20 protein-coding genes and 4 pseudogenes are annotated in these 22,743 nt (G+C 67.9%); 14 read left to right on the forward strand and 10 right to left on the reverse strand.

Features of this window, described 5'->3' with window-relative positions:
* The first annotated feature begins 169 nt into the window (after nucleotides 1-169).
* From IF88_RS44360 to IF88_RS49685, 3 genes are all read left to right on the forward strand, one after another.
* On the forward strand, nucleotides 170-814 hold the full coding sequence (locus IF88_RS44360) for a tetratricopeptide repeat protein (RefSeq protein WP_078893245.1): 645 nt from the start codon (nucleotides 170-172) through the stop codon (nucleotides 812-814).
* Nucleotides 811-2,085: a glycosyltransferase gene (locus tag IF88_RS42475; RefSeq protein ID WP_030719670.1), complete on the forward strand. Its 1,275-nt coding sequence runs from the start codon at nucleotides 811-813 to the stop codon at nucleotides 2,083-2,085. Before IF88_RS44360 ends, IF88_RS42475 begins: the two co-directional genes overlap by 4 nt.
* 724 nt (nucleotides 2,086-2,809) lie before the next feature.
* Complete coding sequence (locus IF88_RS49685) at nucleotides 2,810-3,103, forward strand: hypothetical protein (protein ID WP_420711012.1); 294 nt, start codon at nucleotides 2,810-2,812, stop codon at nucleotides 3,101-3,103.
* Nucleotides 3,104-3,202: 99 nt separating this feature from the next.
* On the opposite strand, the gene IF88_RS0130580 is transcribed toward IF88_RS49685, so the two are convergent.
* On the reverse strand, nucleotides 3,203-4,246 hold the full coding sequence (locus tag IF88_RS0130580) for a hypothetical protein (protein ID WP_030719673.1): 1,044 nt from the start codon (nucleotides 4,244-4,246) through the stop codon (nucleotides 3,203-3,205).
* 578 nt (nucleotides 4,247-4,824) lie between these two features.
* Here IF88_RS0130580 and IF88_RS0130585 point away from each other — a divergent pair.
* Nucleotides 4,825-5,319 carry a hypothetical protein gene (locus tag IF88_RS0130585; RefSeq protein WP_158754671.1) on the forward strand — a complete coding sequence of 165 codons (495 nt, stop codon included), beginning with the start codon at nucleotides 4,825-4,827 and terminating at the stop codon, nucleotides 5,317-5,319.
* Nucleotides 5,320-5,713: 394 nt separating this feature from the next.
* Here IF88_RS0130585 and IF88_RS0130590 read toward each other — a convergent pair whose 3' ends face one another.
* Nucleotides 5,714-6,268: a hypothetical protein gene (locus IF88_RS0130590; RefSeq protein ID WP_158754673.1), complete on the reverse strand. Its 555-nt coding sequence runs from the start codon at nucleotides 6,266-6,268 to the stop codon at nucleotides 5,714-5,716.
* A 262-nt stretch (nucleotides 6,269-6,530) separates the two neighbouring features.
* On the opposite strand from IF88_RS0130590, the gene IF88_RS0130595 reads away from it, so the two are divergent.
* The 4 genes and pseudogenes from IF88_RS0130595 to IF88_RS0130610 all read left to right on the forward strand — a co-directional run bounded on the left by IF88_RS0130595 (nucleotide 6,531) and on the right by IF88_RS0130610 (nucleotide 8,209).
* Nucleotides 6,531-6,887, forward strand: coding sequence for a hypothetical protein (locus IF88_RS0130595; RefSeq protein WP_234323754.1), 357 nt, complete (start codon nucleotides 6,531-6,533; stop codon nucleotides 6,885-6,887).
* A 25-nt stretch (nucleotides 6,888-6,912) separates the two neighbouring features.
* Nucleotides 6,913-7,191 (forward strand): annotated as a pseudogene (locus IF88_RS41105) (IS5/IS1182 family transposase); the annotation flags it as partial.
* 85 nt (nucleotides 7,192-7,276) lie between these two features.
* Nucleotides 7,277-7,639, forward strand: coding sequence for a DUF6193 family natural product biosynthesis protein (locus IF88_RS0130605; RefSeq protein ID WP_030719688.1), 363 nt, complete (start codon nucleotides 7,277-7,279; stop codon nucleotides 7,637-7,639).
* Between the two features lie 267 nt (nucleotides 7,640-7,906).
* The gene (locus IF88_RS0130610) at nucleotides 7,907-8,209 is read left to right on the forward strand and encodes a hypothetical protein (protein ID WP_030719691.1); all 303 of its coding nucleotides are present in this window, start codon (nucleotides 7,907-7,909) and stop codon (nucleotides 8,207-8,209) included.
* Here the strand turns inward: IF88_RS0130610 and IF88_RS0130615 are convergent.
* Entirely contained in the window at nucleotides 8,185-9,165 is a 981-nt protein-coding gene (locus tag IF88_RS0130615; protein ID WP_051837838.1) for a GNAT family N-acetyltransferase, read from the reverse strand. The two genes, IF88_RS0130610 and IF88_RS0130615, sit on opposite strands and share 25 nt — an antisense overlap.
* Before the next feature lie 423 nt (nucleotides 9,166-9,588).
* Nucleotides 9,589-9,780, reverse strand: a complete 192-nt coding sequence (locus IF88_RS0130620) for a hypothetical protein (RefSeq protein WP_030719698.1) — start codon at nucleotides 9,778-9,780, stop codon at nucleotides 9,589-9,591.
* Between the two features lie 306 nt (nucleotides 9,781-10,086).
* Between IF88_RS0130620 and IF88_RS0130625 the strand changes: the two genes are divergently transcribed.
* Entirely contained in the window at nucleotides 10,087-10,476 is a 390-nt protein-coding gene (locus tag IF88_RS0130625; protein ID WP_234323755.1) for a TSUP family transporter, read from the forward strand.
* An 871-nt stretch (nucleotides 10,477-11,347) separates the two neighbouring features.
* Complete coding sequence (locus IF88_RS0130630; RefSeq protein ID WP_030719700.1) at nucleotides 11,348-12,826, forward strand: MFS transporter; 1,479 nt, start codon at nucleotides 11,348-11,350, stop codon at nucleotides 12,824-12,826.
* 7 nt (nucleotides 12,827-12,833) lie between these two features.
* Here the strand turns inward: IF88_RS0130630 and IF88_RS46830 are convergent, their stop codons facing one another.
* Nucleotides 12,834-12,986 (reverse strand): hypothetical protein, encoded by a 153-nt coding sequence (locus IF88_RS46830; protein WP_158754675.1) that lies wholly within the window; start codon nucleotides 12,984-12,986, stop codon nucleotides 12,834-12,836.
* Between the two features lie 207 nt (nucleotides 12,987-13,193).
* Between IF88_RS46830 and IF88_RS41110 the strand changes: the two are divergent.
* Nucleotides 13,194-13,893, forward strand: a pseudogene (locus IF88_RS41110) (HNH endonuclease family protein).
* 133 nt (nucleotides 13,894-14,026) lie between these two features.
* On the opposite strand, the gene IF88_RS0130645 reads toward IF88_RS41110, so the two are convergent.
* Nucleotides 14,027-14,731, reverse strand: coding sequence for a restriction endonuclease (locus tag IF88_RS0130645; protein ID WP_030719701.1), 705 nt, complete (start codon nucleotides 14,729-14,731; stop codon nucleotides 14,027-14,029).
* Nucleotides 14,728-15,012 carry a hypothetical protein gene (locus IF88_RS0130650; RefSeq protein ID WP_030719704.1) on the reverse strand — a complete coding sequence of 95 codons (285 nt, stop codon included), beginning with the start codon at nucleotides 15,010-15,012 and terminating at the stop codon, nucleotides 14,728-14,730. Before IF88_RS0130650 ends, IF88_RS0130645 begins: the two co-directional genes overlap by 4 nt.
* Before the next feature lie 664 nt (nucleotides 15,013-15,676).
* Here IF88_RS0130650 and IF88_RS0130655 point away from each other — a divergent pair.
* Complete coding sequence (locus IF88_RS0130655) at nucleotides 15,677-16,444, forward strand: 2OG-Fe dioxygenase family protein (RefSeq protein ID WP_030719706.1); 768 nt, start codon at nucleotides 15,677-15,679, stop codon at nucleotides 16,442-16,444.
* A gap of 951 nt (nucleotides 16,445-17,395) precedes the next feature.
* Here IF88_RS0130655 and IF88_RS0130660 read toward each other — a convergent pair.
* Nucleotides 17,396-17,761, reverse strand: a complete 366-nt coding sequence (locus IF88_RS0130660; protein ID WP_234323756.1) for a peptidase inhibitor family I36 protein — start codon at nucleotides 17,759-17,761, stop codon at nucleotides 17,396-17,398.
* Between the two features lie 289 nt (nucleotides 17,762-18,050).
* Here IF88_RS0130660 and IF88_RS47430 point away from each other — a divergent pair.
* Nucleotides 18,051-18,596: pseudogene (locus IF88_RS47430) on the forward strand (IS5/IS1182 family transposase); the annotation flags it as partial.
* A gap of 234 nt (nucleotides 18,597-18,830) precedes the next feature.
* Here the strand turns inward: IF88_RS47430 and IF88_RS0130665 are convergent.
* A complete protein-coding gene (locus IF88_RS0130665) occupies nucleotides 18,831-19,307 on the reverse strand; it encodes a cupin domain-containing protein (protein WP_030719710.1) in 477 nt (158 codons plus the stop codon).
* An 844-nt stretch (nucleotides 19,308-20,151) separates the two neighbouring features.
* Between IF88_RS0130665 and IF88_RS48455 the strand changes: the two are divergent.
* Nucleotides 20,152-20,459 (forward strand): annotated as a pseudogene (locus IF88_RS48455) (Imm21 family immunity protein).
* A 1,158-nt stretch (nucleotides 20,460-21,617) separates the two neighbouring features.
* Here IF88_RS48455 and IF88_RS0130680 read toward each other — a convergent pair.
* On the reverse strand, nucleotides 21,618-22,736 hold the full coding sequence (locus tag IF88_RS0130680; RefSeq protein WP_030719712.1) for a fatty acid desaturase family protein: 1,119 nt from the start codon (nucleotides 22,734-22,736) through the stop codon (nucleotides 21,618-21,620).
* Between the last annotated feature and the right edge of the window lie 7 nt (nucleotides 22,737-22,743).

Raw genomic sequence — 22,743 nt, forward strand, 5'->3', positions numbered from 1 at the left:
ACGCGGTATGCGCGCCGTGAACCCCCGCACCGTGACACCTCAGGCTCGGTGGGCTGCCGCTCACGGCCGCACCGGGCGACGGCCCCGGGGAGCATCGTCCGCACAGCCAACCGCGCTTGCCCCTGCCGCCTGGCTCAGGCGCGTCACCGGATCGGCGAGGTAGACCCCCGTGAAAAAGCGGATCGCACTGTGGACCGGACTCACCGCAGCAGTCGTGGTCTCCAATGCGGCGACCGGTTGGGTCCAGCTGCTCGCAGGAGACCCCAAGACCACTACTTCGACTGCATCCGGGCCCCAATCGCCTGTGGCCCAGCGTGCCGCGCGGGCAGAGGCACTGCTGCAAACAGGCATCAAGCAGGGCGAGAACAAGGATTTCCCCGGGGCGACGCGCAGCTTCCGACAGGTTTTGGACCTGAACGTGAACCCCGCCAGCAAACTCGCCTGGTACAACCTCGGCGTCATCGCCCAGCACGACAACAGGACAGCCGACGCCCGCGCGGCTTACGACCACGCTCTCAAGATCGACCCGAATTTCGAATCGGCCCTCTACAACAAGGCGCTTCTGATCGAGTCGAGCCACACCGATGAGGCGGTGGCGATCCTGCGGCACATCGTGGACGCCGACCCGAAAGCCGCCACGGCCCACCTGCACCTTGGACAGGCCCTGGCGAAGAAGGGCCGGGACGACGAGGCCGAGGACGCCTTCGGCCACGCCGTCCGCGCCGCCCCATCGCTCCTACAGTTCGTCCCGGAGAAGTTCCGGGACTCCGCAAGCGCAGCACTGACAGCCACTCAGGTAGGTACCAAGGAATGACTTCATCCCCGACCCCGCGGTTCTCCGTCTTCACCCCCAGCCACCGGCCGCGTTTCCTGGACGAATGCCTCGCCACCCTGCAAGCGCAGACCTGCTCCGACTGGGAGTGGATCGTCCTCCTCAACAACGGCGCGCGATGGCGGCCCGAACACCCTGACGACCGTGTCCGGCTGGAGATCGCGGACGACATCCGCGGGGTCGGAGCCGTCAAACGCCGTGCCTGCGAAGTGGCACGAGGCGAGATCCTCGTCGAACTCGACCACGACGACCTGCTGGCGAAGGACTGCCTGGCGGAACTCGCCAAGGCCTTCGACGAAAACCCCGACGTCGTCTTCGTCTACAGCCACACCGCTCAGATCGCCGAGGACGGAAGCCGGGACGACACACGGTTCAACGAGACGAACGGCTGGCAGTACGAGGACGTGGACGTCGACGGCCGCCGCCTCCTGCAAGCCATCGCCATGGCACCGACGCCGCACAACGTCTCGTACATCTGGTACGCCCCCAACCATGTGCGCGCATTCCGCAAGGACACCTACGAACAGGTCGGCGGGTACGACGCCACACGCACGGTGCTGGACGACCAGGACTTGATGTGCCGTCTCTTCCAGGCCGGCGACTTCCACCGCATCCCCCGATGCCTGTACATGCAACGAATGCACCCCGACAACACCCAGCGCGACACCGAGATCAACGCGCACATCCAGCGCGAGACCATCGCCCTGTACGACAAATACATCGAAAGCAACGCGCTCGCCTGGACCAAGCGGCGCGGGCTGCTCGCACTGGACCTCGGCGCCGCGCACCGTAAGCCGCCCGGCTACCTGGGAGTGGACCAGTACGCAAGGGACGGCGTCGACATCATCGCGACACTGCCCGCCCCCCTGGACCTCCCGGACAACTCGGTCGGTCTGCTGCGGGCGGTGGACTTCCTGGAGCACGTACCCGCGAAGGTTCCACTGATCAACGAGCTGTACCGCCTGTTGGCACCGGGCGGCATGCTCCTCACCCTCACTCCCAGCTCCGACGGCCGGGGCGCTTACCAGGACCCGACGCATGTCGCCTACTACAACGAGAACTCGTTCTGGTACTACACCGACAACCAGTACCGCGCCTTCGTACCGGAGATCCAGGCCAGATTCCAGAACTCACGGCTGGTCACCTACTTCCCGACCGACTGGCACTCCAGAAACCAGATCTCCTACGTGCAGGCCAATCTGATCGCGATGAAAGACGGCGCCGAACGCTGCGGAGGGCCCTTGCTGGTGTGACGCCCCGGGCAACGCGGTGCGTGCAGGGACCGCGGTCACCCCCCCCCGGTCCCGTCCGTGTGATCGCCGACGGACCGGAAGCTCACGTGTACCGCAACTACTCACACCCGTACGCAGGATCACCCCGCGACTTTGCGGCTGGTAGGCCCGGAAGGGCGGTAGCGAGCTCACCGTGTCTCTCGGTGCCTACGGGCGTTGACATGAGCCTTCATCTCTCCACATAACCGCACCGGCGCACTTTGCTGGTCACCCTTCCACCGGCCGCCACGACCCGACCGGCCGCCTCCGCGGCCGCACTGTCCCGCTGCGCCCCGATGCCGCCCGCCAGCTCGCCGATCACCTGACCCTCGCCGGCTCCGGCCCCCCCCTGGACCGGCGGCCGAGGATGGGCTTGTCCGGGTCCCCGGCGAAAGCAGGCCGACTTGCCCGGGAAGATCCGGCCCATCTTGTGCTGTTCGACGTGTTGTTCCTGCACGGCGGCGACTTGACGGCACGCCCGTACCGAGTTCGCCGCGAAGTGCTGGACGGGCTCGGGCTACGCGGCCCGTCCTGGTCGGTTCCCGCCTCGGTGGGGCCGGCCGTTGTCGGGAGGCGTTCGAGGCGACTCGGGAACTCGGTCTGGAGGGCATTGTCTGCAAGCGGATCGACTCCCCGAGCCCGGAGTCCGCCCACGGTCCTGAGTCAAGATCCGGCACATGCAGACCGTCGACGTGATCGTCGGGGGATGGGTACCCGGCCAGGAGGCGCTGGCCGGGCTGCCGGGAGTGATCCTTTCGGAGAACCGCGACAGGACGGACGACTGCGCTACCTGGGCAGCGTCGGGACCGGCTGGAGTGACCGCGAACGCGCCGACCTCGCCCACCTCCTGGCCGTGGCAGCCGCCGACGAGTGCCCCTTCACCCCCCGTACCGGGCGTGGCCGGGGCCAGGTGGGTCCTGCCACGCCTTGTCGCGGAAGTCAGCTACGCCACCCCGTCTGGCACCGGCTGCGCCCGGAGCTGGCCCCTGGGCCGTGGTGAGGGGTGCGGTGGGTCCGGAGTGCGCGGCGGTGCTTGCTGGGGTCGGTCATCTCCCCGCTGTTCCACCGACGATGCCTGGCCGCTCGGGTCAGTGCGGGCTCAGTGGCTGCTGCTGTTGATGCTCAGCCGAAGTCCCTTCGTTCCGAGGCCGGTCGGGCCGCAGGGAAGTCGATAATTCGCAGGCCGGCTGCTTCGCGGTCCTTCGGTCTCCGTGTCGCTTGGGGCGGTGTGGTACCTGGGTGAGAATTCTTCCCAGGTTTTGGTGGCATCCGCGCAAATTTTGAAATCTTCATATGCCGCTACGCATGTCTGATCTTCCTCGACCGCCAGCAGTTCCCCCAAGGCCGTGATTAGGTGGGCATAGTTGTCGTCGATCATGGAGGTCAGCTCTTCGTGGCTGAGCTCGTGTGCCGCGATTGAGTTCCACTCGCAGGAGTCCGACTCCTTGCCGAGTGAATACCGGTCGTTGACCAGCACGGTGTCGAGTTCCAGCCAATGCATGTAATTGTGGAGTTTCAGGGCGCCAAATTTTTCGTCCGGGAGCCCGTAGAGACACCACCGGATGTAGTGCACGGGAAGGATTCCCATGGTCACGCTTTTCACCCTGCTGTAGAAGAGTTCGCTCCGCTTGACCTTGCCTTGCAGCAGGCTTCCGGCAAGAAACTCCCGGAACACATCCGTGTACCCTTCGTGGGCGTCCGGGAGCTCGTGCCTGATGTATTCATGGAATGCGTGCACCACCGGGTCTGCCATGGTGTCGTCGAGCAGCCGCACCAGATCCAGCAGGTGGCGATGATCATCGACGTAGAAAGTCACCAGCATGGCGTGGTTTAGTGTGGCCAGCGTGCTGAAATCCCGTACCTTCGGGAAGGACATGACGGTCAGGTGCGTCTGGTCCTTCACGTGCTTCGGGTTGAGGTGCCGGGTGACAGGGAACCTGTGGCAATACCAGCCGAAAAATGTTTCCAGGAATTCTTGGTCTTTCGGCGCAACATAGCGCAGTGCGTCAGTGCTGGCCCTGGTGAGCACTTTCCCGACGATTCTGCTGGCATGCCAGAACGCCGTCATCCATCGCGTGTGGGACAGCAGGTCATGGCCGAGTGTTCCGTCGGCTTCTCTCACGCCCGGCACCGCGTCTGTCATAGCCATGCTCCTCGTCAATCCGGACGTGCCCCTTGGACGCGCCTCGGGGGAGCCTAGGGGGTCCTCCCGGCCGGAAAACCGAACTGCCACTCCTTCGAGTGGTAAATCACGAGTAGGTGCCTGTCAGCCCCAGTCGCCGCGGATCACATCAGCAGAGGGCTGGGTACCCCACCCGTAGGACCAGGTGTTCGCGGACCGCCGTCAGGCGAGCCCGTAATTTTGCTTCAGTGCGAGGACGCTCGCCAGGACACCGGCCCGGGAATGCGCTCGGCGCCATGGGCCGGCATTGGCTCGGAGGGAGGGGAGGAGCCACTCGCCCGTTGGCTTCCCGGCGCAGCCGCCCGCGCGGTGAGAGCGTCGTGACCACCCTGGGGATCCGGTGGCGATCGCCGGAGTCCCGTTATCGGCCCCCGCCCGCACCGGGCACACGCGACTAGCCGGACACTTCTGGAGAATCATGGTCGTGCTCGGCGAGGAAAGTCCCGTTCACGCTTTCGAGTGACGTGCGTCCAGTGCTGTCAGGGGAGCACGACGCGGACGGTGATCAGTGGAGCGTGGCACGGGCTACGGTCCGTCGCATGAGCACCTCGTGGCAGTACGACATCCGGGCGGATCTCGAATGGCAGCCGACGGAGATCCGCAAAGTAGCGGAAACCGGCAAGGGCCTCAGCATCCGGGCCGAGGGTGAGTGGAAGTACCGCAAGGACTTGCATGCCGTCGATGCGGACGGGGTCCAGAAGGGCTACGAAGGGGCCACCTATGACCATTTGCGGACTCAAGGCAGGGCCGGGTACCTCCACGCCGCCCCCGATGGTTATCTCGGCACCCTGATCGGGAAGTGGGGGCCGGACGGCTCGGTATTCAAGGTCGGCAAGCACAGGATCTTCACCGATGGCACCGCGTCGGACATCAGTAAGACGCTGTACCTCGCCATGAACGATGAATCCGGCGCAGGTTTCAAGGACAACGAGGGCGTCATGCACGTCCGCGCGTACATCTTCGACAACCGCGATCGTGAACAGCACTGGTCCTACGACCGGATCGCTGGCACCTGGAGCAGCTCTACCTCCTGACCCAGTGAGGTAGACCACCGGCGTACAGGTGGCTGGGCATCATGTAGCGGATCATGGACGAAGCCATAAGGGGATCACTGCTGCGGTGACTGCATAAGTGTGGAGGCCCCGGTGACTGCTGGCTTAGCCATGTCGCCGGGGCTGATTCGCATTCAGCGACCATACGCGATGGCGCGCCGCTGTCCGTGACTCTCAGCCGACTGGATGCTCTCATTTCGATACTCTGCCAGTGGCCGGCGTCTGGCCCGTGGACGGGCCTGGTTGCTGGGCCGGCCATTCGCGTGCAGGCGCGTCGCGGTGATGTTCTCCGGTACGGAACCTGCGCGCTGCGCTATACGGCAGGATGCCTGCATGACCGCTGAGTGTCCGAGTTCGAGACGGCCAGGACCCGGATTTAGACGAAGTCGTTGCTGATCAGATAGAGGCGGTGGTGGCCGCCCCCGCCGCCGTTGAAGTTCCAGTAGTCCTCGTTGCCCGGCCGGTCGCGCAGCGCGTACAGGGCTGCGCGGTCGAGGTTGATGAGCCTGGAACACACCAGGTCGTCGTCGTTGGTGAGCCATCCCAGGATCTCGTCGAGCAGCCCGGCGCCGATTGCGATCAGGGCGGACCAGGCGGCGGCCTTCTGCTGGCCGCCGGACCGGGGCATCTCGATCGAGGTGTCGGCGGCCCGGTCGGAGAACCATCCCAGAGCGTCACGGAGAGAGTTGTAGAAGCCGCCGCTGCTGTCGTCGGCTTCCCAGCGCTCGATCTCGGTCGAGATGTGCTGGTCAACGGTGCCGTCGAACAGATACGTCGTCCTGGCGTTGAAGTCGTAATCGAAGTTGTGCCAGTCGCCGCTCGAGGTGGCCCCGTACTCGCGGGTGATGAACGACTTCTTCGCGGTGGTGTCACTGCCCGCGCTCACCGCCCAGAAGATCTCGTCCCTGCCCGACTCCCCAGACTCGCGCAAGCAGGGGAACCTGCTCATTCGCAGCCGCACGTTCAGCAGGCCTTGGATGTCCGCGGACGGCGTCGGGCCGGTCAGGACGGTGATGCCCCGGCCGTACTCGCCCATCGCCGCCTCGACGCGAACGAGGCAACTGGCACGCGGCCGCCTAGCGCAACCTCTTCAACCGCATGATCGGACAGCTCTACCACTGCCTTCAGCACCACAAGCTGTTCGACGAGCAGTCCGCGTTCCCGGCACCGTTGGCGGCAGCAGCACGAGCCGCGTGACCTGCGAAGAAGCCTTGCCCGCGGTGGCGACGGCGACCGATCATTCGAACATGAGACCCGAAGTGCAGGCGTTCGTTGCTGACGGCCCGCTCCCCGACTGGGACGCGAGCGAAGAAGAGATCGACCGGTGTGATCAGCAGCTCCGCGCGATCGCCAAGCCGGTCACCGCGGAAGAGGCGAAGGCTCTCGCCTCATGTTTCGGCCCCGACGACTGCTACGGCGTGGCCTGGACCCTGCTGCATCTCATCGAGACCGGCCCGAACCCGGTGCTGACCAGCAAGCCCGCTCCTGGCGCAAACGAGTGGCATCAGCGCCTCTACGACCGCGCCGTGTTCGGGGGCCTCATCGCCTGAACTTGACGGCATAACAACGTAAGGCGTCGACGGCGGCTACCGCCAACACCTCGTCGAACACGCCGCGACCCTCGGCATCGACATGCACATCGTCCGCCGCGACCCTGCCACCAGGGGATTTGCCGTCCTTCCCGGCCGATGGACCGCCGAGCGGACGCTGGGCTGGCTCATGAACCACCGCCGCCTCACCCGCGACTACGAAGCCCACCCGCACCGCTCCGAAGCCATGATCCACCTCGCGATGATCAACCTCATGACCCGCCGCCTCACCGGCGAATCCACACGCACATGGCGCGACACCTGACGACGCACCGCAAACTTCAGTACACCGACCCGCGGGCAAGCGCTGAGGGTTGCTCCGGCGGGCGCTACTGCGCATGATCGATGACATGAGTACGGAAACCGTGGTCGAGAAGACCTGGCGCATGTTGTTGGAGCGCCACCCTGATGCCCGCCGCGGGGGTCCTGAGGTGATCGAAGCCGCGTTCGCAGAGCTGCGTCTGCGCCAGCTGTTCCCCTTTCCGAGCCACGGCTGCCTGACCTTTCACCGGAACACAGACTTCCCTTGGAGCAACGACCTTCCCTTCATAGCTGGCGGGGAGAAGACTTACCTGGTGTATGCCGCCGGCTACGCCGAACTCCTCGGCGAGGTGGCTACACCCCAAGCGGCCGCCGCGCTCGTCGTCGCGCACCTCCCGAGCGACTGCGGGGCCGCCGTGGAGGGGCCCTGGCAGGGGCCGAACACGCTCTGAAATAGATCGAATTAAAGGGACAAAACGCCCTCTCACCCAGACCACCGCCCCCGAAATTCCGCCGCGTTCCTGCCAGCCCAGCCACAAGAGGGGTGCAATAGCGACTGCGGGGAGCCACCTTCGGATGGGCTGCTCCCGGCCCCGTGGCGCTGTCGACCGCGGGCAGGTCCGGCAGCCGTCACACGCCGCCGGTCACCGCCCCGGTCGACAGCATCCAGCACGGCTCCGGCTCCCGCTTCTGCCCCGCCGCCCCAACCACCGCTCCGGGTGAACCCCCGGCAGGACGGCCTGCGGGCTGTCAGCGCCGACTGCTTCACTGCCTGCACGACCCACGCCCACGAGGACCTGGAGCAAGCCGTCCGCGCACTGTCCGGCACAGACGCAGACGCGCAGACCGCAGGGGTCCGCTCGCTCATCCGCATCGCCCGCCAGGACACCGCCCACCGGCGCCAGGCCCTCGCCGCGATCGAGGAGTTCGTCGCCGCCTACCAGGGCCGGGCCGGGGCGCCTACCGCTCCGAAGCCGTTCAGGATGCGCGTACCGTCTCAGCGCCAGTCGTCGATCACATAGGCGTCGGGGTGGCTGTAACCGGGCTCGTTGGGCCGGTGCATCGTGACGCCCTGCAACCCAGTTCGAAAACCACGGTCGATCATGCGCCGATAGGCATCCGGGCGGCCCAGGTTCATCCCGGCGTCCAGCTGACTCAGCCCGCGCTCGGCCGCCAGTTGTTCACATGCGTCGAGCAACCGCTCGAAGCGGTCGGCGGCCTCCGGGCCAGGGCGTACGGTGCCAAATTTGACGAAGCACACGTCCTCGCCGGCCTCCGATCCGGCTCCGCAGTGGCAGATGGCCAGGCCATCGAGCTCGGAGCCGCCGCCCTGGAGCAGGATGGTGTCACCGAGTCCCTGCGCGTGCACGGCAACGATCTCGCGTTCCAGGTCCAGCCCCTCGTACACGGCCCCGGTCAGTGCGCGACAGGCACTGAGGCAGGCGGGCTGCTCGGCGGCAGGCAGCTCGCTGTACATCACCCGGCCCGGGACCGCGGGGCTGCCTGTGACTTGCTTCTTCATGATGGCGGTGAGGAATCGGGGCCAGAAACCGTACTTGCGATAGAGCTCAAGGTGCTTGGGACTGTGCGAGAAGGTGAACAGTCCCAGGTGGCTGTTCCCCCAGGTGTCGAAGCAGTCCATGACCGGATCCATGAGGCGCTTGCCGACGCCCTGGTCCCACAAGTCCGGACGCACGGTCAACGGTCCGAAGTACCCGACGCTGCCCCAGTTGGCGGCGAAGTTCGATCCGACGAGTTCACCCTCGATCGTCGCTGCGAAAGCCGCGTGCGGATCGGCCGCCCAGCGTGTGCGGACGTAATCGGCGGTCTCGAAGAACGTCTTCGGCTCGGGGACCCCGAGGAACGTCCCAAAGGCGACCCGGAAGATCTCATCGGCCTGATCCAGGTCTGCCTCGGCCAACGGGCGGACTGACACCAGGCCCGCGACGGTCTTCCGCTCCGCTACCGGTGAGGTCATCGTTCTCTCCTTCTCGGACCCCCCGTTTCATCACACCATGAGCAGCTCGGGGCGGCCTGCGCGGTAGTGGCGAGGGAGGGTGCGGCGGTACAGCGCTGTGGGCGGGCCAGAGGTCACCCAGGCGGCCGCAAGCCGCCCCCGCCGGTCCTGACCGGTACAGCCCGGCCTGCTCCCTGAGCCGCTCGAACATCTTCCCGATCGCCTCGGGAGACGTCGGAGCCGGCCAGAAGGCTCCGTGAGGTCAGGCTCCGGAGTGGGCCGGCTTCTGCTGCGCCTCGCGCAGCTGAGTGCGGCACGCGTGGCAGACCGGTGACGCCAGGACGACGCACCGGGCTCAGGGAGATCCGCACCGGGCACAGGGGCCGGTTTGGCTGGTCGCCCAGGTGACGACCTGCGGGCGGGGCTTGGTGGTGGTCTGCTCGCTCATGCTGCTGCCTCCCCGTCCGCCGGTGCGGAGGTGGGGGTGCGGGCGGCGCGCCGCAGCTCGACGCTGCCGGCCCGCCAGGCGGCGGAGGCCGCCCAGGAGGGCTGGGTGCACAGGTTCCCGGAGAGGGCGATCAACCGGCGCCGCAGCACGGTCGTACCGGTCCCGGCGGGGGACTGCGCGAGCTCCACGTAGGTCTGCTGCCACGCCCATTGGAGCGTGATCGGGTTCTCGGGGAAACGGAACGGAACGGTGGTATCCCACCCTCAGCGAAACGCATGTTCGATTTCCTCCGCGAATACCACGCCCCGGTCATCGGCCGTAGTGTGACTGAGCGTTCTACTTGGCCACTGAGCGCGAGGGGCCAGTTGAGTATCGCGGTCGGCGCAGGCGCTTCAGAGGGCCTGACCAATCGGGGGTCGGAGCCCCCGTGCCTTTCCCTGAAGGTGGGCCCGTGCCGTAGTAGGCGGGGGCGGTCACGAGCGAGGATGCGCTTCATGACCCCCGACCAGCATCTCGTCCCGCTCCGCTCGACGCACTCGGCACCCGTGGTCTTCGCTGCGGGAGCCGCCATCGGCGCCCTGGGCGGGATGATCGGCCTGGGAGGCGCAGAGTTCCGTCTGCCGCTACTGATCAGCCTCTTCGGGTTCGCCGCGCTCTCGGCGGTCATCCTGAACAAGGCGATGAGCCTGGTCGTTGTCCTGGTCGCGCTGCCTGCCCGCCTGGTGGCGGTCCCGGCAGCCGAGGTGGCTGCCCGCTGGCCGGTCGCGGTCAACCTGCTGGCTGGCAGCCTGCTCGGCGCGTGGGTCGGAGCCTCCTGGGCGGTCCGCATGCGCTCCGCCGCCCTCTACAAGGACTGGCCAAGTAGAACGCTCAGTCACACGTAGGTCTGGTGGCAGAGCGTGGCCACGGCAGGGCTGGTGACGCCGTGTGCGGCGCGGCACAGCTCCGTCATGTCCGCGGTCCCCGCCCCTGGGGCTCGTACCGGACGGTGCGGGGCGTGCGTACGGTTTGGCCGCTTCACCTTTCCTGGGCTTGGGTTTGGTTTGACGGCGGGGCGTACGGCAGGCCGGGGCGGGGTCGTCCTGCGCGACCGTACCGGGCCTTCGCCCCTGTGGTCGGGACCCCGCCGGGCGGGTTGCGTCTCGCCGGACGCCTTGCGGGCCGCGGGTGCGGGACGGGCCGGCGCGGGAGCACGGCCGGCTTCGGGGAACGGCGCCGGTGGGAGGCGCGGCCGCAGGGTCGGGCGTGGGGGGAGAGGGGCAGCGCCGCCCCCGTGTCCGGGCGTGCGGGCCGGGGGTCGACGGGGTGCTTGTGGTCTTCCGGGACCGCGGCGTGCGAGGCCCCGGCGGGCCGGGTGGGTGCGGGGTGGACGGTGACGCATCCTCTGCGTCGCTTGGGCCAGCGGGTCGGGTCCGTTATCTGGTGTGCGGTGGGTCTTGGGCGTGTCGTATGGTGGACCGGTTCCTGTGCCGAGGCGTCGGCGGCAGTGACTGGTTTCCCTGTTCCTTCTGTGTGCCGATCTTGAGGTGACGTCCTATTAACCAGGCCATGTAGTCGTCCGTGTTCCCCGCGTGCTGTTGTGTCGCACGTGTCCGGGGGCGGACGTCGCGCTGGCCTGAGTTGCGTCACCCTCCCCCTGTTTTCGGTCTTTTCCCGGGTGCAGCTCTGCCGTCTGCCCCGGGTTTTGTGTTTTCCGGCCCCGGTGCGGCTGTCGGCATTGGCTCCCCGATTCCTTCGGATCAGGAGTTTCCCGTCGTGTCTTCCTCCGCGCTCGACAACGAGCCGCAGCACACCACCCCGTCCCCGGACGACCCAGCACCTCACCACCCGAACATGGCCTTGGCGGCCCGGATCGCCCTCTTGGTCCTGCTGACCGCCGAGCTCATGGACCTCCTCGACCAGTCGGTCGTCCTGACCGCCCTGCCCGCGATCCAGGAATCGACCAGCGCCGGACCGTCCGCATTGCAGTGGCTGACCACCGGATATTCACTGCCCGTCGCCGTCGGGCTGATCACTGGCGGGCGCCTCGGCGACCTCTACGGACGGCGCAGGATCCTCCTGATGGGCACCGTCGTGTTCACTGCGGCCTCGCTGCTGTGCGGCCTGGCTGCCGGGCCGGGCGTGCTGATCGGCGCCCGCATGCTCCAGGGGGTGGGGGTGGCGCTGATGATCCCGCAGGTCCTGGCCACCCTCCACGTCACCTTCGACGGCGCGAGCCGCAGCAAGGCCTTTGGTCTGTACGGGGCTGTCCTCTCCATCGCCAACGTCCTGGGTCCGGTGTTGGGCGGCTTGCTCACCGAGGCCGACCTGTTCGGGTTGTCCTGGCGGCTGATCTTCCTGGTCACCGTGCCCGTTGGCCTCGCCGTGCTCCTGGTGGGACGCAAGTTCATCCCCGAGTCGACCGTGAAGAAGGCCGACTGGCTTGACCTGCCCGGCATGGCGCTGTCCGCGCTGGCGATCGTCCTGATCGTCTTCCCCCTCTCCGAGGGGCACCTGCATCACTGGCCGCTGTGGTGCTTCGCGATGCTTGGCACAGGCCTCCTCGCGCTGGTCGTCTTCCTACGCCACCAGTGTCGCAAGCAGGACGGCGCGCCGCTCGTGCCCCTGTCCCTCTTCCGGGGCCGGCAGTTCTCCGGCGGCACGGCCGCGCAGCTGATGCACGGCCTGCTGTGCGGTCTGTTCTTCATGACCTGGACCCTCTACCTCCAGCGCGGACTGGGCATGAGCCCCGTCCACGCGGCCCTGGCCTTCGTTCTGCTCTCCCTGGGAGAGCTGGTTGGCGCAACGCTCGCGGCAAAGAGCGCCGGGCGCTTCGCCCGCCGTCTGCCTCAGGCCGGAGCACTCATCACGATTGCTGCGATGGCCGCCTACGGTTTCCGGGCCGCTGCAGGCGAGGAGGACCTGACCCTGCTGGCGATGACCGCGCCGGTGGTACTGATCGGCGTCGGTCTCGGCATGGTCGGCGGCCCGCTCGCCGACTTGTCGCTGGCCCGGGTCCCGCACGAGGATGCCGGGGCCGCCTCCGGCCTGTTCAACACCGCGATGCACTTGGGCATCGCCCTCGGCACCGCGCTGACCGCCCTGGTGTTCTTCGCCACCACCGGCGGCTCACCCGACGCCGGACTCAACCGCGAGGCGTTCATCACCGTGTTGTGGTGGGTCGCCGGCTTCCTCGCCCTGATGTGGGCCCTGATGTTCTGCCTGCCCAAGGAGACCAACAACCAGACCGACTGAGCGGCCCTCAGGTCCCGGCCACGACGACGGCCGGGGCCTGGGCCATCCTCGTCGTCGCTGGGGGAGCCGCGACGTCCTGGACACCACTCTCGTCCACCCCGCCCTGGTCGCCGAGGTCAGCGCCGACCGCGCCATCGACCACGGCGGTGTCTTCCGCCACCCCCTCCGATTCCAGCGCCTGCGCCTGGACGTCGGGCTCGAGGACGTACCCCGGTTCGGCGAGGGCCCGGCCGCGGCCGCCGGGTGACGGACAGGGGAGTGTGCAGTGGCGTTTCGCCGGTGAACCGGCGTGCTCGGGCGGGTGAACCCGGTCCGCACGGCCTGTCGCTGACGGCGTGGGGCCGGTAGAAACCGGCCCATTATGATCATGAAGCGGTCCGCTGTCGCGGCCGCCGTCGCCCTTGCCGTGACTCTTTCCCTGCCCGCGGCCGCCCCGGCGAGAGGACACCTCGCCACCCCGGCCGCAGCCGTGCCGCAGGCCCTGCCGATCGGGATCACGGGTCTCTTCGCTCCGCGAGGGCGGCCTCCCGGTGTGGAGGACCGGACCGGCTACCGGCGAACCTCCTTCCGGCATTGGAACGCCGGCGAGGTCCCTGCCGACGGCTGCAACACCCGCGCCGAGGTCCTCCTGGCCGAGGCGTGGCGTATCCGGAGATCGGGCCTGGCTGCACCCTGACCGGCGGCGTGTGGTGGTCGTACTGCGACGAGCGGGAGGTCACGCCTGGCAGTGCGCTGGACATCGACCACGTGGGTGGTCCCGCTCGCCGAGGCCTGGGACTCGGGGGCGTCGGCCTGGACGCCCGCACGACGGGAGGCGTACGCGAACGACCAGGGCCAGCCAGGCGTCGCTGGTGGCGGTGACGGCGCCTTCGAGCCGGTCGAAGGCGGACCAGGACCCGGCGCAGTGGCTGCCGCCGGCGCCGGACGCGCTGTGCCGGTACGGCGCCGAGTGGACCGCAACGAAACTCCGCTGGGGCCTCGCGGTCGACCAGGCGGAGCGGGACCAGCTGCTGGACATCGCAGCCGGCTGCGGCGGCACCGACGTCGAATTCGCCCCCGCCCCGTAGACCGGGAGCACGAGAGAAGTGGCGTCGCCGCGACCGGGGTGGCGGCCCTGCGCATGCTCCGGTCGAGGCCGCCGTGCCAGCGCGAGGGGTGTTGTCAGTGGTGGCGGTGATCCGGGCTGCTGTCGCCGGGGGCTCAGGACAGAGGGGTCGGTTTGCGGGGCGGGGGTACGGCGCGGAGCAGTTCCCACAGGGGACGGGAGCCGGCGGCCCACTGGGCGAGGAGGCGGCGGTCGACCAGGTGCAGGCGCTGTGACTTGGCGAAGGTGACGGCGTTGCTGGTGATGCGGCCGTTGGTGAGCATGACCAGCACGTCACCTCCGTGAACCTGGCGGCCGGTGCCGTTGAGGACGTGGAGGTCGGGTGTGCCGACAGGCTTCCCGGACCAGCCGGCCTTGCGATGCTTGCACTGGATCACCCAGCGTCGGCCGTACGGATCGGTGGCTTTCACGTCCGCACCGTTGTCGCCGCGGCCGCCGACCTGGAGGGCGTCCGTGCAGCCGTCGCGGTGCATCAGGTCCCGCACGGCGAACTCGAACTGCCGGTGGTGCAGCCGGTCGAGCTGCTCGACCGCGTAGCGCAGGCCCTGGGAGCGCACCCGCTCCCACTGCGCTGCCTCCCTCCGCCGCCACACCCACACCCCACCCGCGGCCGCCACCGCCAGGAGCACAAGCACCACCACCCAGGGATGCTCGGCCAGCCACCGCAGCACCCCCACCACCAAACTGAGTCCCACCACGCCCACCAGGGCGATCAGCCCGAGCTTCTCCAGGTCCGCGTTCTGACGCCTGCGGGGACGTCGACCCCGGCTCGACCGCCGTACGGCCGGGCGCCGGCTCACGGGGTGCTCCCCGGGCTGGGGAAGACGATCGGATACGAGACCGTCGGCGTCGGCACCACCACCGGCGTGTCCCACCCGGGCCACTTGATCGGATACACCGTCGACTGCGGCCCCGGAACCTGCTCCACCGGGGCAGCGCCGCCCATCGGCTTGCTGCCAAGGACGAACATCGCCAGCACGAACATGACGAGCAGGCCGACCTGCTTGCTGGAACCGGCGGGCTTCCGCCAGTGCGCCCGTACGATCGATCCGTTCCGTAAGTGCTCCCGGACAGTCGGCATTCAGAGTCCCCTCCCAGTCAGGCTGCGCTTCCCGCACAGCGGTTCCATGAAAGCACCTGGGTCTGACACCACGTCACTGCACGATGACTTCAGGTGATCATTTCTGGTTGGGGGCTGCCCAGCTGACCTGCGCGAGGCCGCGCCATGTGTAGGGGAAGGCGGCGCGTGCACCGCGCCGCCCATGCCAGCCAGCTACCGCCGCATGGCCCTCGCCACTCCTGACCACTGCGCTCACCGGACCCGCCCCGGCCGGACCACTGGACGCGCACGCGGGCGCGGTGGGTGTGCTCGTCGGCGGCAGTGAGCCGGGCCCGGTGTACTTCGATGCGGGAGCGGTTTCGAGGGTGAACTGGTCCTTTCGCCGCCGAGCTGGATGAGCGCCCTCAGCGGGTACACGACCCATGCACGCGTCCTCGGGAGGAAGATCGAATTTGCTTCCTTCCGCGTCCCGTAGGACGCTCAGCAGCCGGACCGCCCGTAGCCCTCGCCGTTCGACGAGCTCGCCGCAAGGGCTGGGGCTTGCATCGCAAAGCCGCGTCGAGCCCCGGGACGTGGCGGGCGCCGCCGGCGCCATGGCTCCGGAGGTGACCCGTTGGAGGAGCACATGGAAAACACTGAGCCCAAGCGGCGATCGCACTCCGATGCGGGAGGACCGGGGGAGGACATGGACGGTCTGCGCGAGCGCGGGTTCGTCCGCTACGGCGCTGAGCAACTCGGTATCCCGGCCGGGTCCGCTGCGGGGGATTTGGCCAGGATCCGGGAGGTCTTCGCGGCTCTGCCGCCCGACCCGTACGCGCCGGGAACGAATCGGTTCCGCAGGTACTCCCATGCCGTGTACCTGCCGTGGAAGGACGAACTGTCCTGGATTCCCGGAACCCCCGACCCCGTACACGGTACGGTCACCGACTTCTCCCAGGACGAGGAAGACCCTGAGCACCCGCGGACGCGGCGCGTGCTCCCCGACATCCCTGAGGCACTGCGCGGCAACGCTCTGCTGTTGCGACTCCTGCGCTGGGACATTGAGCAGGTCCTGTCCATGAGGAATCTGGGGAGACGGCCGTTGTGGGCTGGTGTCCACCTGATCAGGCTCGCCGTCGACCGTCCCGGCCAGCTCGCCGTTTCTTCCCCGAACTGCTTGCACCAGGACGGAGGCTCGGCCAGCACGTTCACCCTCGCCCACCTGATCAGCCGTACCAACGTCACCGGCGGGCAGAACGTCATCGCCACACCGGCCAGCGCAGGCCTCCAGCCCGAGGACCCGTGGGCGGACATCCACGCCGACTTCACCCTCACCGAACCACTGGATGGCTACGCCGTCCACGACCACAGAGTCAGCCACTACGTCGGCCCAGTCCGCGCGGGTTCCGAGCCAGGGCCGGGCGAACGGTCCATCCTCATCGTCGGTCTCGCCCCCTACGTACCCCAGCTGTGACACCGGCACCCACCGAGCTCGCCGAACGGCGCATGCGGGCGTGGTGGGTGTGCTCGTCGGCGGCGGTGAGCCGGGGCCGGTGTACTTCGAGATGTCGGGAGTGGTCCGGAAGGTCGCTAGGGACCGACACCTGGCGGATCCGCTCCCGCGTGATCTTGTCGAGCGCGGTGGCGCCGTCCATGATCCGGGAACGGATGCGGGTGTCCTCCCTGATGACCTCGTACGGTCCTCCGGCTCTGCTTGCCACCGGGCTCGCGCAACCCGGTCGATACGCTGCAGAGTCTCTCGATCCGCGTCGGAAAGCTCTTCCCGTACTTCGACCATGTGCGGCCCCTGACACCGGGGCCACCCCTGGTCGGCCGGCCACAGCAGCGGGCCACCGACGTGGCTGCTGTGCGGCGACGGCTCACCCGTCCGGGGGCGCAGCAGGGTGGCCTTGCGGGCGTAGGGGGCAAGGGCGGGTATGCCGGCGAGTAGCGCCTCGGCGGTCGGATTCACGGCTGTCACGCGGACGATGGTCCGGTGCGCTGCCGAGGTGACGTCCGTTGTCCAGCCCACCATGGAGCCTGACGTGGCAGGGCCCCGGGCCCACTGGCCGAATACACGACCGACGCCCGTCACGCGCCGGCAAAGGCTATCGGTGCCAGGTTCGGGATGGGCGGTGAGGAGGCCATCCTCGAGTGGCTCTGTTCCCCCCTTGGAGCCGATGCTCGCCCAGGCCGCCGAGTGCGTCACCGGCTCCGGCGTCCTGGCGACCGGCCTTGCGGCGGAGCAGAAGTTATGGACAGGGTTTTGGTCTGTCCGTCGTCCGAGTCTGGTCTGTCCGCTGACAGCGTCCTTGCGCGCAGAGGGCGGGTGAGGTGGACGGGAGCGCGGGCGGGGCGAACACCCGCCTCGGCCGCGGACTGGTGGGGGCCGCGACCGGTTCACCGGCCGAGGTCCCCTACTGCGTTACGTCATCAGCACATTGGGGTGCACACCACCCATGCAGACGGCCCCGCCTACGCCGAAGCTGCGGCCCGCGTTACTGCTGAACTTGCCGGGGCCGATCGTGCCGACCAGTTTCCACCCGGACAACTCGTACTCCCATATGGCTGCGTTGACCGGCAGGTTATTCACATACGACGCCACGGAATACATGAAGTACGGCTGGGATCCAAGGCCGTAACAGGCCTTAGTGCTGGTCGAGGTCAGCCGGAGGTCGTGGTAGTCGGGGGCGTTGTACAGGCATAGCTTTCCGGACGGGCAGCCGCCGACCGCGGCCGCCGGCGTTGTGGTGGAGGCGAGACCGCCGACAGTCATCGCGAGCGCGCTCATCGCGAGAGTAACCTTACGAACCCATGTCATCTTGAGCCCTTCGTTGACGCAGGGTGCTTCCCGAGGTGCTGCAGAAGCATAAAATTTGTCCGAACCTGGAAACCAGCGCCTGTCCAGTCCGGCCGAAAACATGTCCCCCGTCCACATCTTGCGGCTTGTTTCCGTACGTGCGGACTAGGCAGTGTCTGATGGCTCTTGCCCGGGTGGTGGATCTCTCGCTGTTCCGGGCAGGTGTTGGTGATGGTGCGTCGGCATGAACTGACGAATGCTCAGTGGGATCGCATAGCTCCGCTGCTGGTCGGCGGATGGCACCTGGTCGAGGATCCTGCGAGCGTTGCAGGCCGGAGCCGATTCCACCGCCCCGGACGCGGACGGGTCGTGGGCGGTCAATGTCGACTCCACCTCCTGCCGGGCCCGTCAGCACGCGGCCGGAGCCCGCCACGCGCCCCCGGCCGACCACCCCGAAAAAGGGGTGGCACCCGTGTGGATCCAGATGGCCGTGAGGCCCTGGGACGCTCCCGGGGCGGGCTGACCAGCAAGGTCCATCTGCTGGCGGACGACCGCTGCCGGCCCCTGGTCTGGCTGACCTCGCCCGGCCAGCGCGGCGAAAGCGCCGCAGGCGCGGCCGGGCCGGCGGTCGCCCGCCGGCCTTCGACCAAGAGCAGTACCGCCGCCGCAACACCGTCGAACGCTGCATCGGGAAGCTGAAACAGCACCGGGCCGTCGCGACTCGGTACGACGAACCGACTACATCTTCAACGGCACCCCGGCCACAGCCGCCATCGTGATCTGGCTCCGTGACCTCATCAAAGAGCCATCAGTCACTGCCTACTGATCTCGTGTCGGCCCCGGCGTGCCCAGGTCAACGGGCCGGGCGTGCGTGATCTCCGGTTCCAGCCATGAAGCGGATGCTAGGCAGGGCCCTCGGCGGGAAAGCCGCTGGCTCCCGGGCTTGGCCGAGGATTTCGACGGCGTGGCTCAGGACGGACAGCTGCTGGAGCGGGGAGGATCGTGATCCTCTCAATTCGCCTCAGGGCAAGGAACTGCTGCCGCGACAAGCCCTCGCTGGTCAGGCGTGCTCGTCCGATGGCGGCTGGGCAGGCTGGACCGACCAGCCTGGTGGCTCGTCGTTGTCTGAGTCCTCGTCGCGCTCCGCGTCGGCGGATGTCGCATGGATCTTGCCCGACGCGTGGTGGACCGGCGCGTATACGGCGTAGAGCTGCAGGGTCTCGTCACCGATGTTGGTGACGTTGTGCCACGTGCCGGCGGGCACGAAGATCGCCCAGCCATCCTCGACCTCCCGGTCGAAGTCGAGTCGATCCTTCGTGCGGCCCATCTGGACGCGGCCTCGGCCCGCGTCGAGTCGTAGGAATTGGTCAGTCTCCGGGTGGGCCTCCAAGCCGATGTCCTTACCCACCGGGATCGACATGAGGGTCAACTGGAGGTACTTCCCGGACCAGGCGACCGCGCGATAGTTCGTGTTCTCGAGTGTCGCCTTCTCGAGGTCGAAGCTTTGAGGTTCCGGCCCGATGTCCTTGATGGTCATATTTCTCTCCCGGTCAACGAAGGCGGTACGCGTTCGCGTTCTTGCCCCAGCCCACGTCAGCGTTCTCAGAGCCCTGGGCTCTTCTGGCCACAAACACGCGAGCCGCTACCGCACAAGCGGCCGCGACCCTTTGCCACATTCCTCCGTGCGTCCGGTCGTGTAGTCGACCGGGTTCGTGCAGTCGATGACAGTCTCGCCAGCCAAGCGCCGACGCGACACCGCCATGATCGAGTGCCTGTCCGCGCACTCCAGCACGATCCGCGACCGCCGAGCCAGAACCTGGGCCGTTGTACGACGACACACGCAGCCCTCCGGCACAGCCCGCTGGGCATCGGTTACCGACAACGGCGGAATCTTCGGACCAGGACGACTCACGCCGAACTAACGCCAAACCTCAGATTCCGGTTACTAGTAGAGCTTGGTGAGATTCTGCGGCAGTCGACGCGCTCGGGGCGGGCCCGCTCCGAGCATGCCGACAGCACGTCGCTGGCTCCCGCCAGGCCGGAGGATTTCCAGCGGCGAGCCCCTCGCGCTGATCGCATACATCGCGATGAGCCCCTGATTTCGTGTGGCTACGGCCAAGGGGGCGCGTAGCACTGAACAGCTACGCGAAGCTGCGCTCGCGCTGTTGAGGGGCGACGAAGTCGGCGTGCGCCGGATCGGCCCAGGAGCCTAAGAGCCGTCCCGTAACTGCTGCTTGCCACAGGCGCTGCGCCTTTCCCCGTGCTGGGTTCCGGTGAGCGCGGGGACGTTGTCAGTGGGCGAGGGCACACTGACTTGCATGATCACCTCTGCATCCACCGCAGACGATGCCTCCGGCCCCTCCCTTGTCTGGGTGGAGTCGATGGGCGGCCTTCTGATCGTCGTCCCCGTCTCCGCCCTGGCCTCCTGGGGCGGGTGTACGGAGGGTGGTCTCATGGCGGGAGACACCACCGCCCCAGACGACTACGACCGGGCCTGCGCGGTGGACGATCTGGCCGGTGTGATCCCCATCGACGAAAACGGACGCAGGCACTGGTGCTGGCGGACGAGCCGGCGACCAGCTGCTATCTGCCCCAGTACCGGGCGTTCCTGCGGTGGCGCTCCGCCGAAACCGAGGCCGGACTGAGAGCCGCGGCAGACACTGTCGTCGCAGACCCGGCCACGGTGTAGGAGGAGTGCGGCACCTGGGTAGCCTCCGTCGGCGATCACTGCGGTGTTCCCGACGGCGGCCTTCGCCCCGGAAAACTTGGTCCCGGTGGCCAGAAGCCGGCAGATGTGGTCCACGAGCGGAGCCGGCCGCTATCTGGGGTGCCTCGACGGCTTCGGCCGGGATGACCTCCTTGCGGGTGTTGCACACGTCGGTCCCGTTGAGCCCCTTGTTCCAGTTCTTGCAGAGGGTCTGGCTGTAGCCCTGGCAGTGCCCGGCGACGACGAGGATCCGGTCGAACCGGGCGGCATCTTCTGGGCGAGCTGGACCAGCCGGGCCACGAGCTGGCGGCTGTGAATGGGTGGGGTGGTGGCAGCGGTCTGGTTGTCAGCGTGTGACCGGGGGTCGGGCATGGCAACTTCCGTAACTGGCTCGGCTGACGGCCCACACTCTGACCGCACTCGAACGGACAGGGCGCGATCATCCGACCAGGAGGTGCTGCGCTGGGCGTTCACTAGGCTGGGCGGTTGGCGTGGCTAACGACAGATTGATGGGCGCCCGGCTGTAGGCGAAGGCCGAAGCGGCCGAGCGGGAGCCGGCTTCCACCTGTGCGGCCCGCTCCAGCCCGCCGTCGCCCGCGTCCTGGACGCCACCGGCACCACCGTCCATCTCGGCCTGTCACCCCAGCCGGCCGAGCGGTGCCGCGGGCAGGGGGAAGAGCGCGGGTGCGCCGTAGCCTGCGAAAGTACCTGTCAGTCCCGTAGTGCGGTAACCGGCCGGGTGGTTGCGCGTCAAACGGGATATGGCCACGAGGGTGCGGCCGGCCCCGGCCACCGGCGGACAGCGGGAACACGGAGAAAGGGTTCTCCGCCCCGACCTGCCGCCGATCTACGCCGCTCTCGTCCGGGAGTGACAGGCCGCCGGTCGGCTCCTCCCGGGCCGGAATGACGAACGAGCCGCCCGGCCACCGGCCCGACCACGGCAGGTCAGTGCACTACAACACCTCGCCGGGGCTGTGTGCTGAGCTCCTGGCGCACGTCCAGGCAGCGCGGCCGGACACCGGGCTGCCCGGATCCCGTGCCGTACAGTCCGATGCCGCGGCTGCTCACCGTCCGCAACGGATCTCACCGAAACCGGCGGTGCCGCCGGTACGGCCGAAAGATCCGACCCAATACCGGGAATCAGGCCGCGACGAGCTCCTGCTCGCGGTCCGGCGTTTTGACCTTGGGCTTCTTGTTCGGCAGCGAGAGCCGGAAGACCTTGTGCCACGCGGAGAACACCTGCTTGGGCAGCGGCCCGGTGACGTACTCCAGCTCGTACTTCTCGAACAGCGCTTGCACCTTCACCGCGACCTCGGCGTACCGGTTGCTCGGCAGGTCCGGGAACAGGTGGTGCTCGATCTGGTGCGACAGGTTGCCGGTCATGAAGTGCATGGCCCTGCTGCCGCTGATGTTCGCCGAGCCCATCATCTGGCGCAGGTACCACTGGCCGCGCGTCTCGCCCTTGATCGACCGGCGCTCGAAGACCTGTACGCCCTCGGGGAAGTGCCCGCACATGATCACCGAGTGGGACCAGATGTTGCGGACCAGGTTCGCGGTGAACGTGGCGGCGAGCGTGGTGAGGAACGACGGGCCCGACAGCAGCGGGTGGATCACGTAGTCCTTGAGCACCTGCTTGCGGATCTTGCGGCCCACGGCCTTGGCCCGCGCCCGGAACTCCGGGTTCTTGCGGCGGCGCTTGTGCAGGTTCTTGCCGAGCTCCAGGTCGTACGCGGCGATGCCGTACTCGAAGAAGCAGGCGTTGAGGAAGTTCCAGAGCGGCTGGCCGAGGTGGAAGGGGTGCCACTTCTGGTCCTCGTCGACGCGCATGATGCCGTAGCCGAGGTCGTTGTCCTTGCCGATCACGTTGGTGTACGTGTGGTGCAGCTCGTTGTGCGAGTGCTTCCACTGCTCGGACGGCGAGACGTGATCCCACTCCCAGGTGGTGGAGTGAATCTTCGGGTCCCGCATCCAGTCCCACTGGCCGTGCAGGATGTTGTGGCCGATCTCCATGTTGTCCATGATCTTCGCCACGGACAGCCCGGCGGTGCCGAGCAGCCACGCGGGCGGGAAGATCGAGAACAGCAGCACACCCCTGCTGACCAGCTCGAGCTTGCGCTGCGCCGAGATGACCTTACGGATGTAGGCGGCGTCTTTCTCGCCGCGGCCGGCGATCACCTCGTCGCGGATCGCGTCCAGCTCCCGGCCCAGCTCCTCGATCTGTTCCGCGGTCAGGTGGGCGGTGGGGTCAATGGCGGTCAAGGTGCTC

It is taken from the genome of Streptomyces sp. NRRL F-2580 (assembly GCF_000720115.1).
Classification (GTDB): Bacteria; Actinomycetota; Actinomycetes; order Streptomycetales; family Streptomycetaceae; genus Streptomyces.

What these genes read in the sequence shown, in the direction of transcription:
- IF88_RS42475 (WP_030719670.1), top strand. Translation starts at nt 811, where the DNA reads ATGACTTCATCCCCGACCCCGCGGTTCTCCGTCTTCACCCCCAGCCAC.
- IF88_RS49685 (WP_420711012.1), top strand. Translation starts at nt 2,810, where the DNA reads ATGGGTACCCGGCCAGGAGGCGCTGGCCGGGCTGCCGGGAGTGATCCT.
- IF88_RS0130580 (WP_030719673.1), bottom strand. Translation starts at nt 4,246, where the DNA reads ATGACAGACGCGGTGCCGGGCGTGAGAGAAGCCGACGGAACACTCGGC.
- IF88_RS0130585 (WP_158754671.1), top strand. Translation starts at nt 4,825, where the DNA reads ATGAGCACCTCGTGGCAGTACGACATCCGGGCGGATCTCGAATGGCAG.
- IF88_RS0130605 (WP_030719688.1), top strand. Translation starts at nt 7,277, where the DNA reads ATGAGTACGGAAACCGTGGTCGAGAAGACCTGGCGCATGTTGTTGGAG.
- IF88_RS0130615 (WP_051837838.1), bottom strand. Translation starts at nt 9,165, where the DNA reads ATGACCTCACCGGTAGCGGAGCGGAAGACCGTCGCGGGCCTGGTGTCA.
- IF88_RS0130625 (WP_234323755.1), top strand. Translation starts at nt 10,087, where the DNA reads ATGACCCCCGACCAGCATCTCGTCCCGCTCCGCTCGACGCACTCGGCA.
- IF88_RS0130650 (WP_030719704.1), bottom strand. Translation starts at nt 15,012, where the DNA reads ATGCCGACTGTCCGGGAGCACTTACGGAACGGATCGATCGTACGGGCG.
- IF88_RS0130655 (WP_030719706.1), top strand. Translation starts at nt 15,677, where the DNA reads ATGGACGGTCTGCGCGAGCGCGGGTTCGTCCGCTACGGCGCTGAGCAA.
- IF88_RS0130660 (WP_234323756.1), bottom strand. Translation starts at nt 17,761, where the DNA reads ATGAGCGCGCTCGCGATGACTGTCGGCGGTCTCGCCTCCACCACAACG.
- IF88_RS0130665 (WP_030719710.1), bottom strand. Translation starts at nt 19,307, where the DNA reads ATGACCATCAAGGACATCGGGCCGGAACCTCAAAGCTTCGACCTCGAG.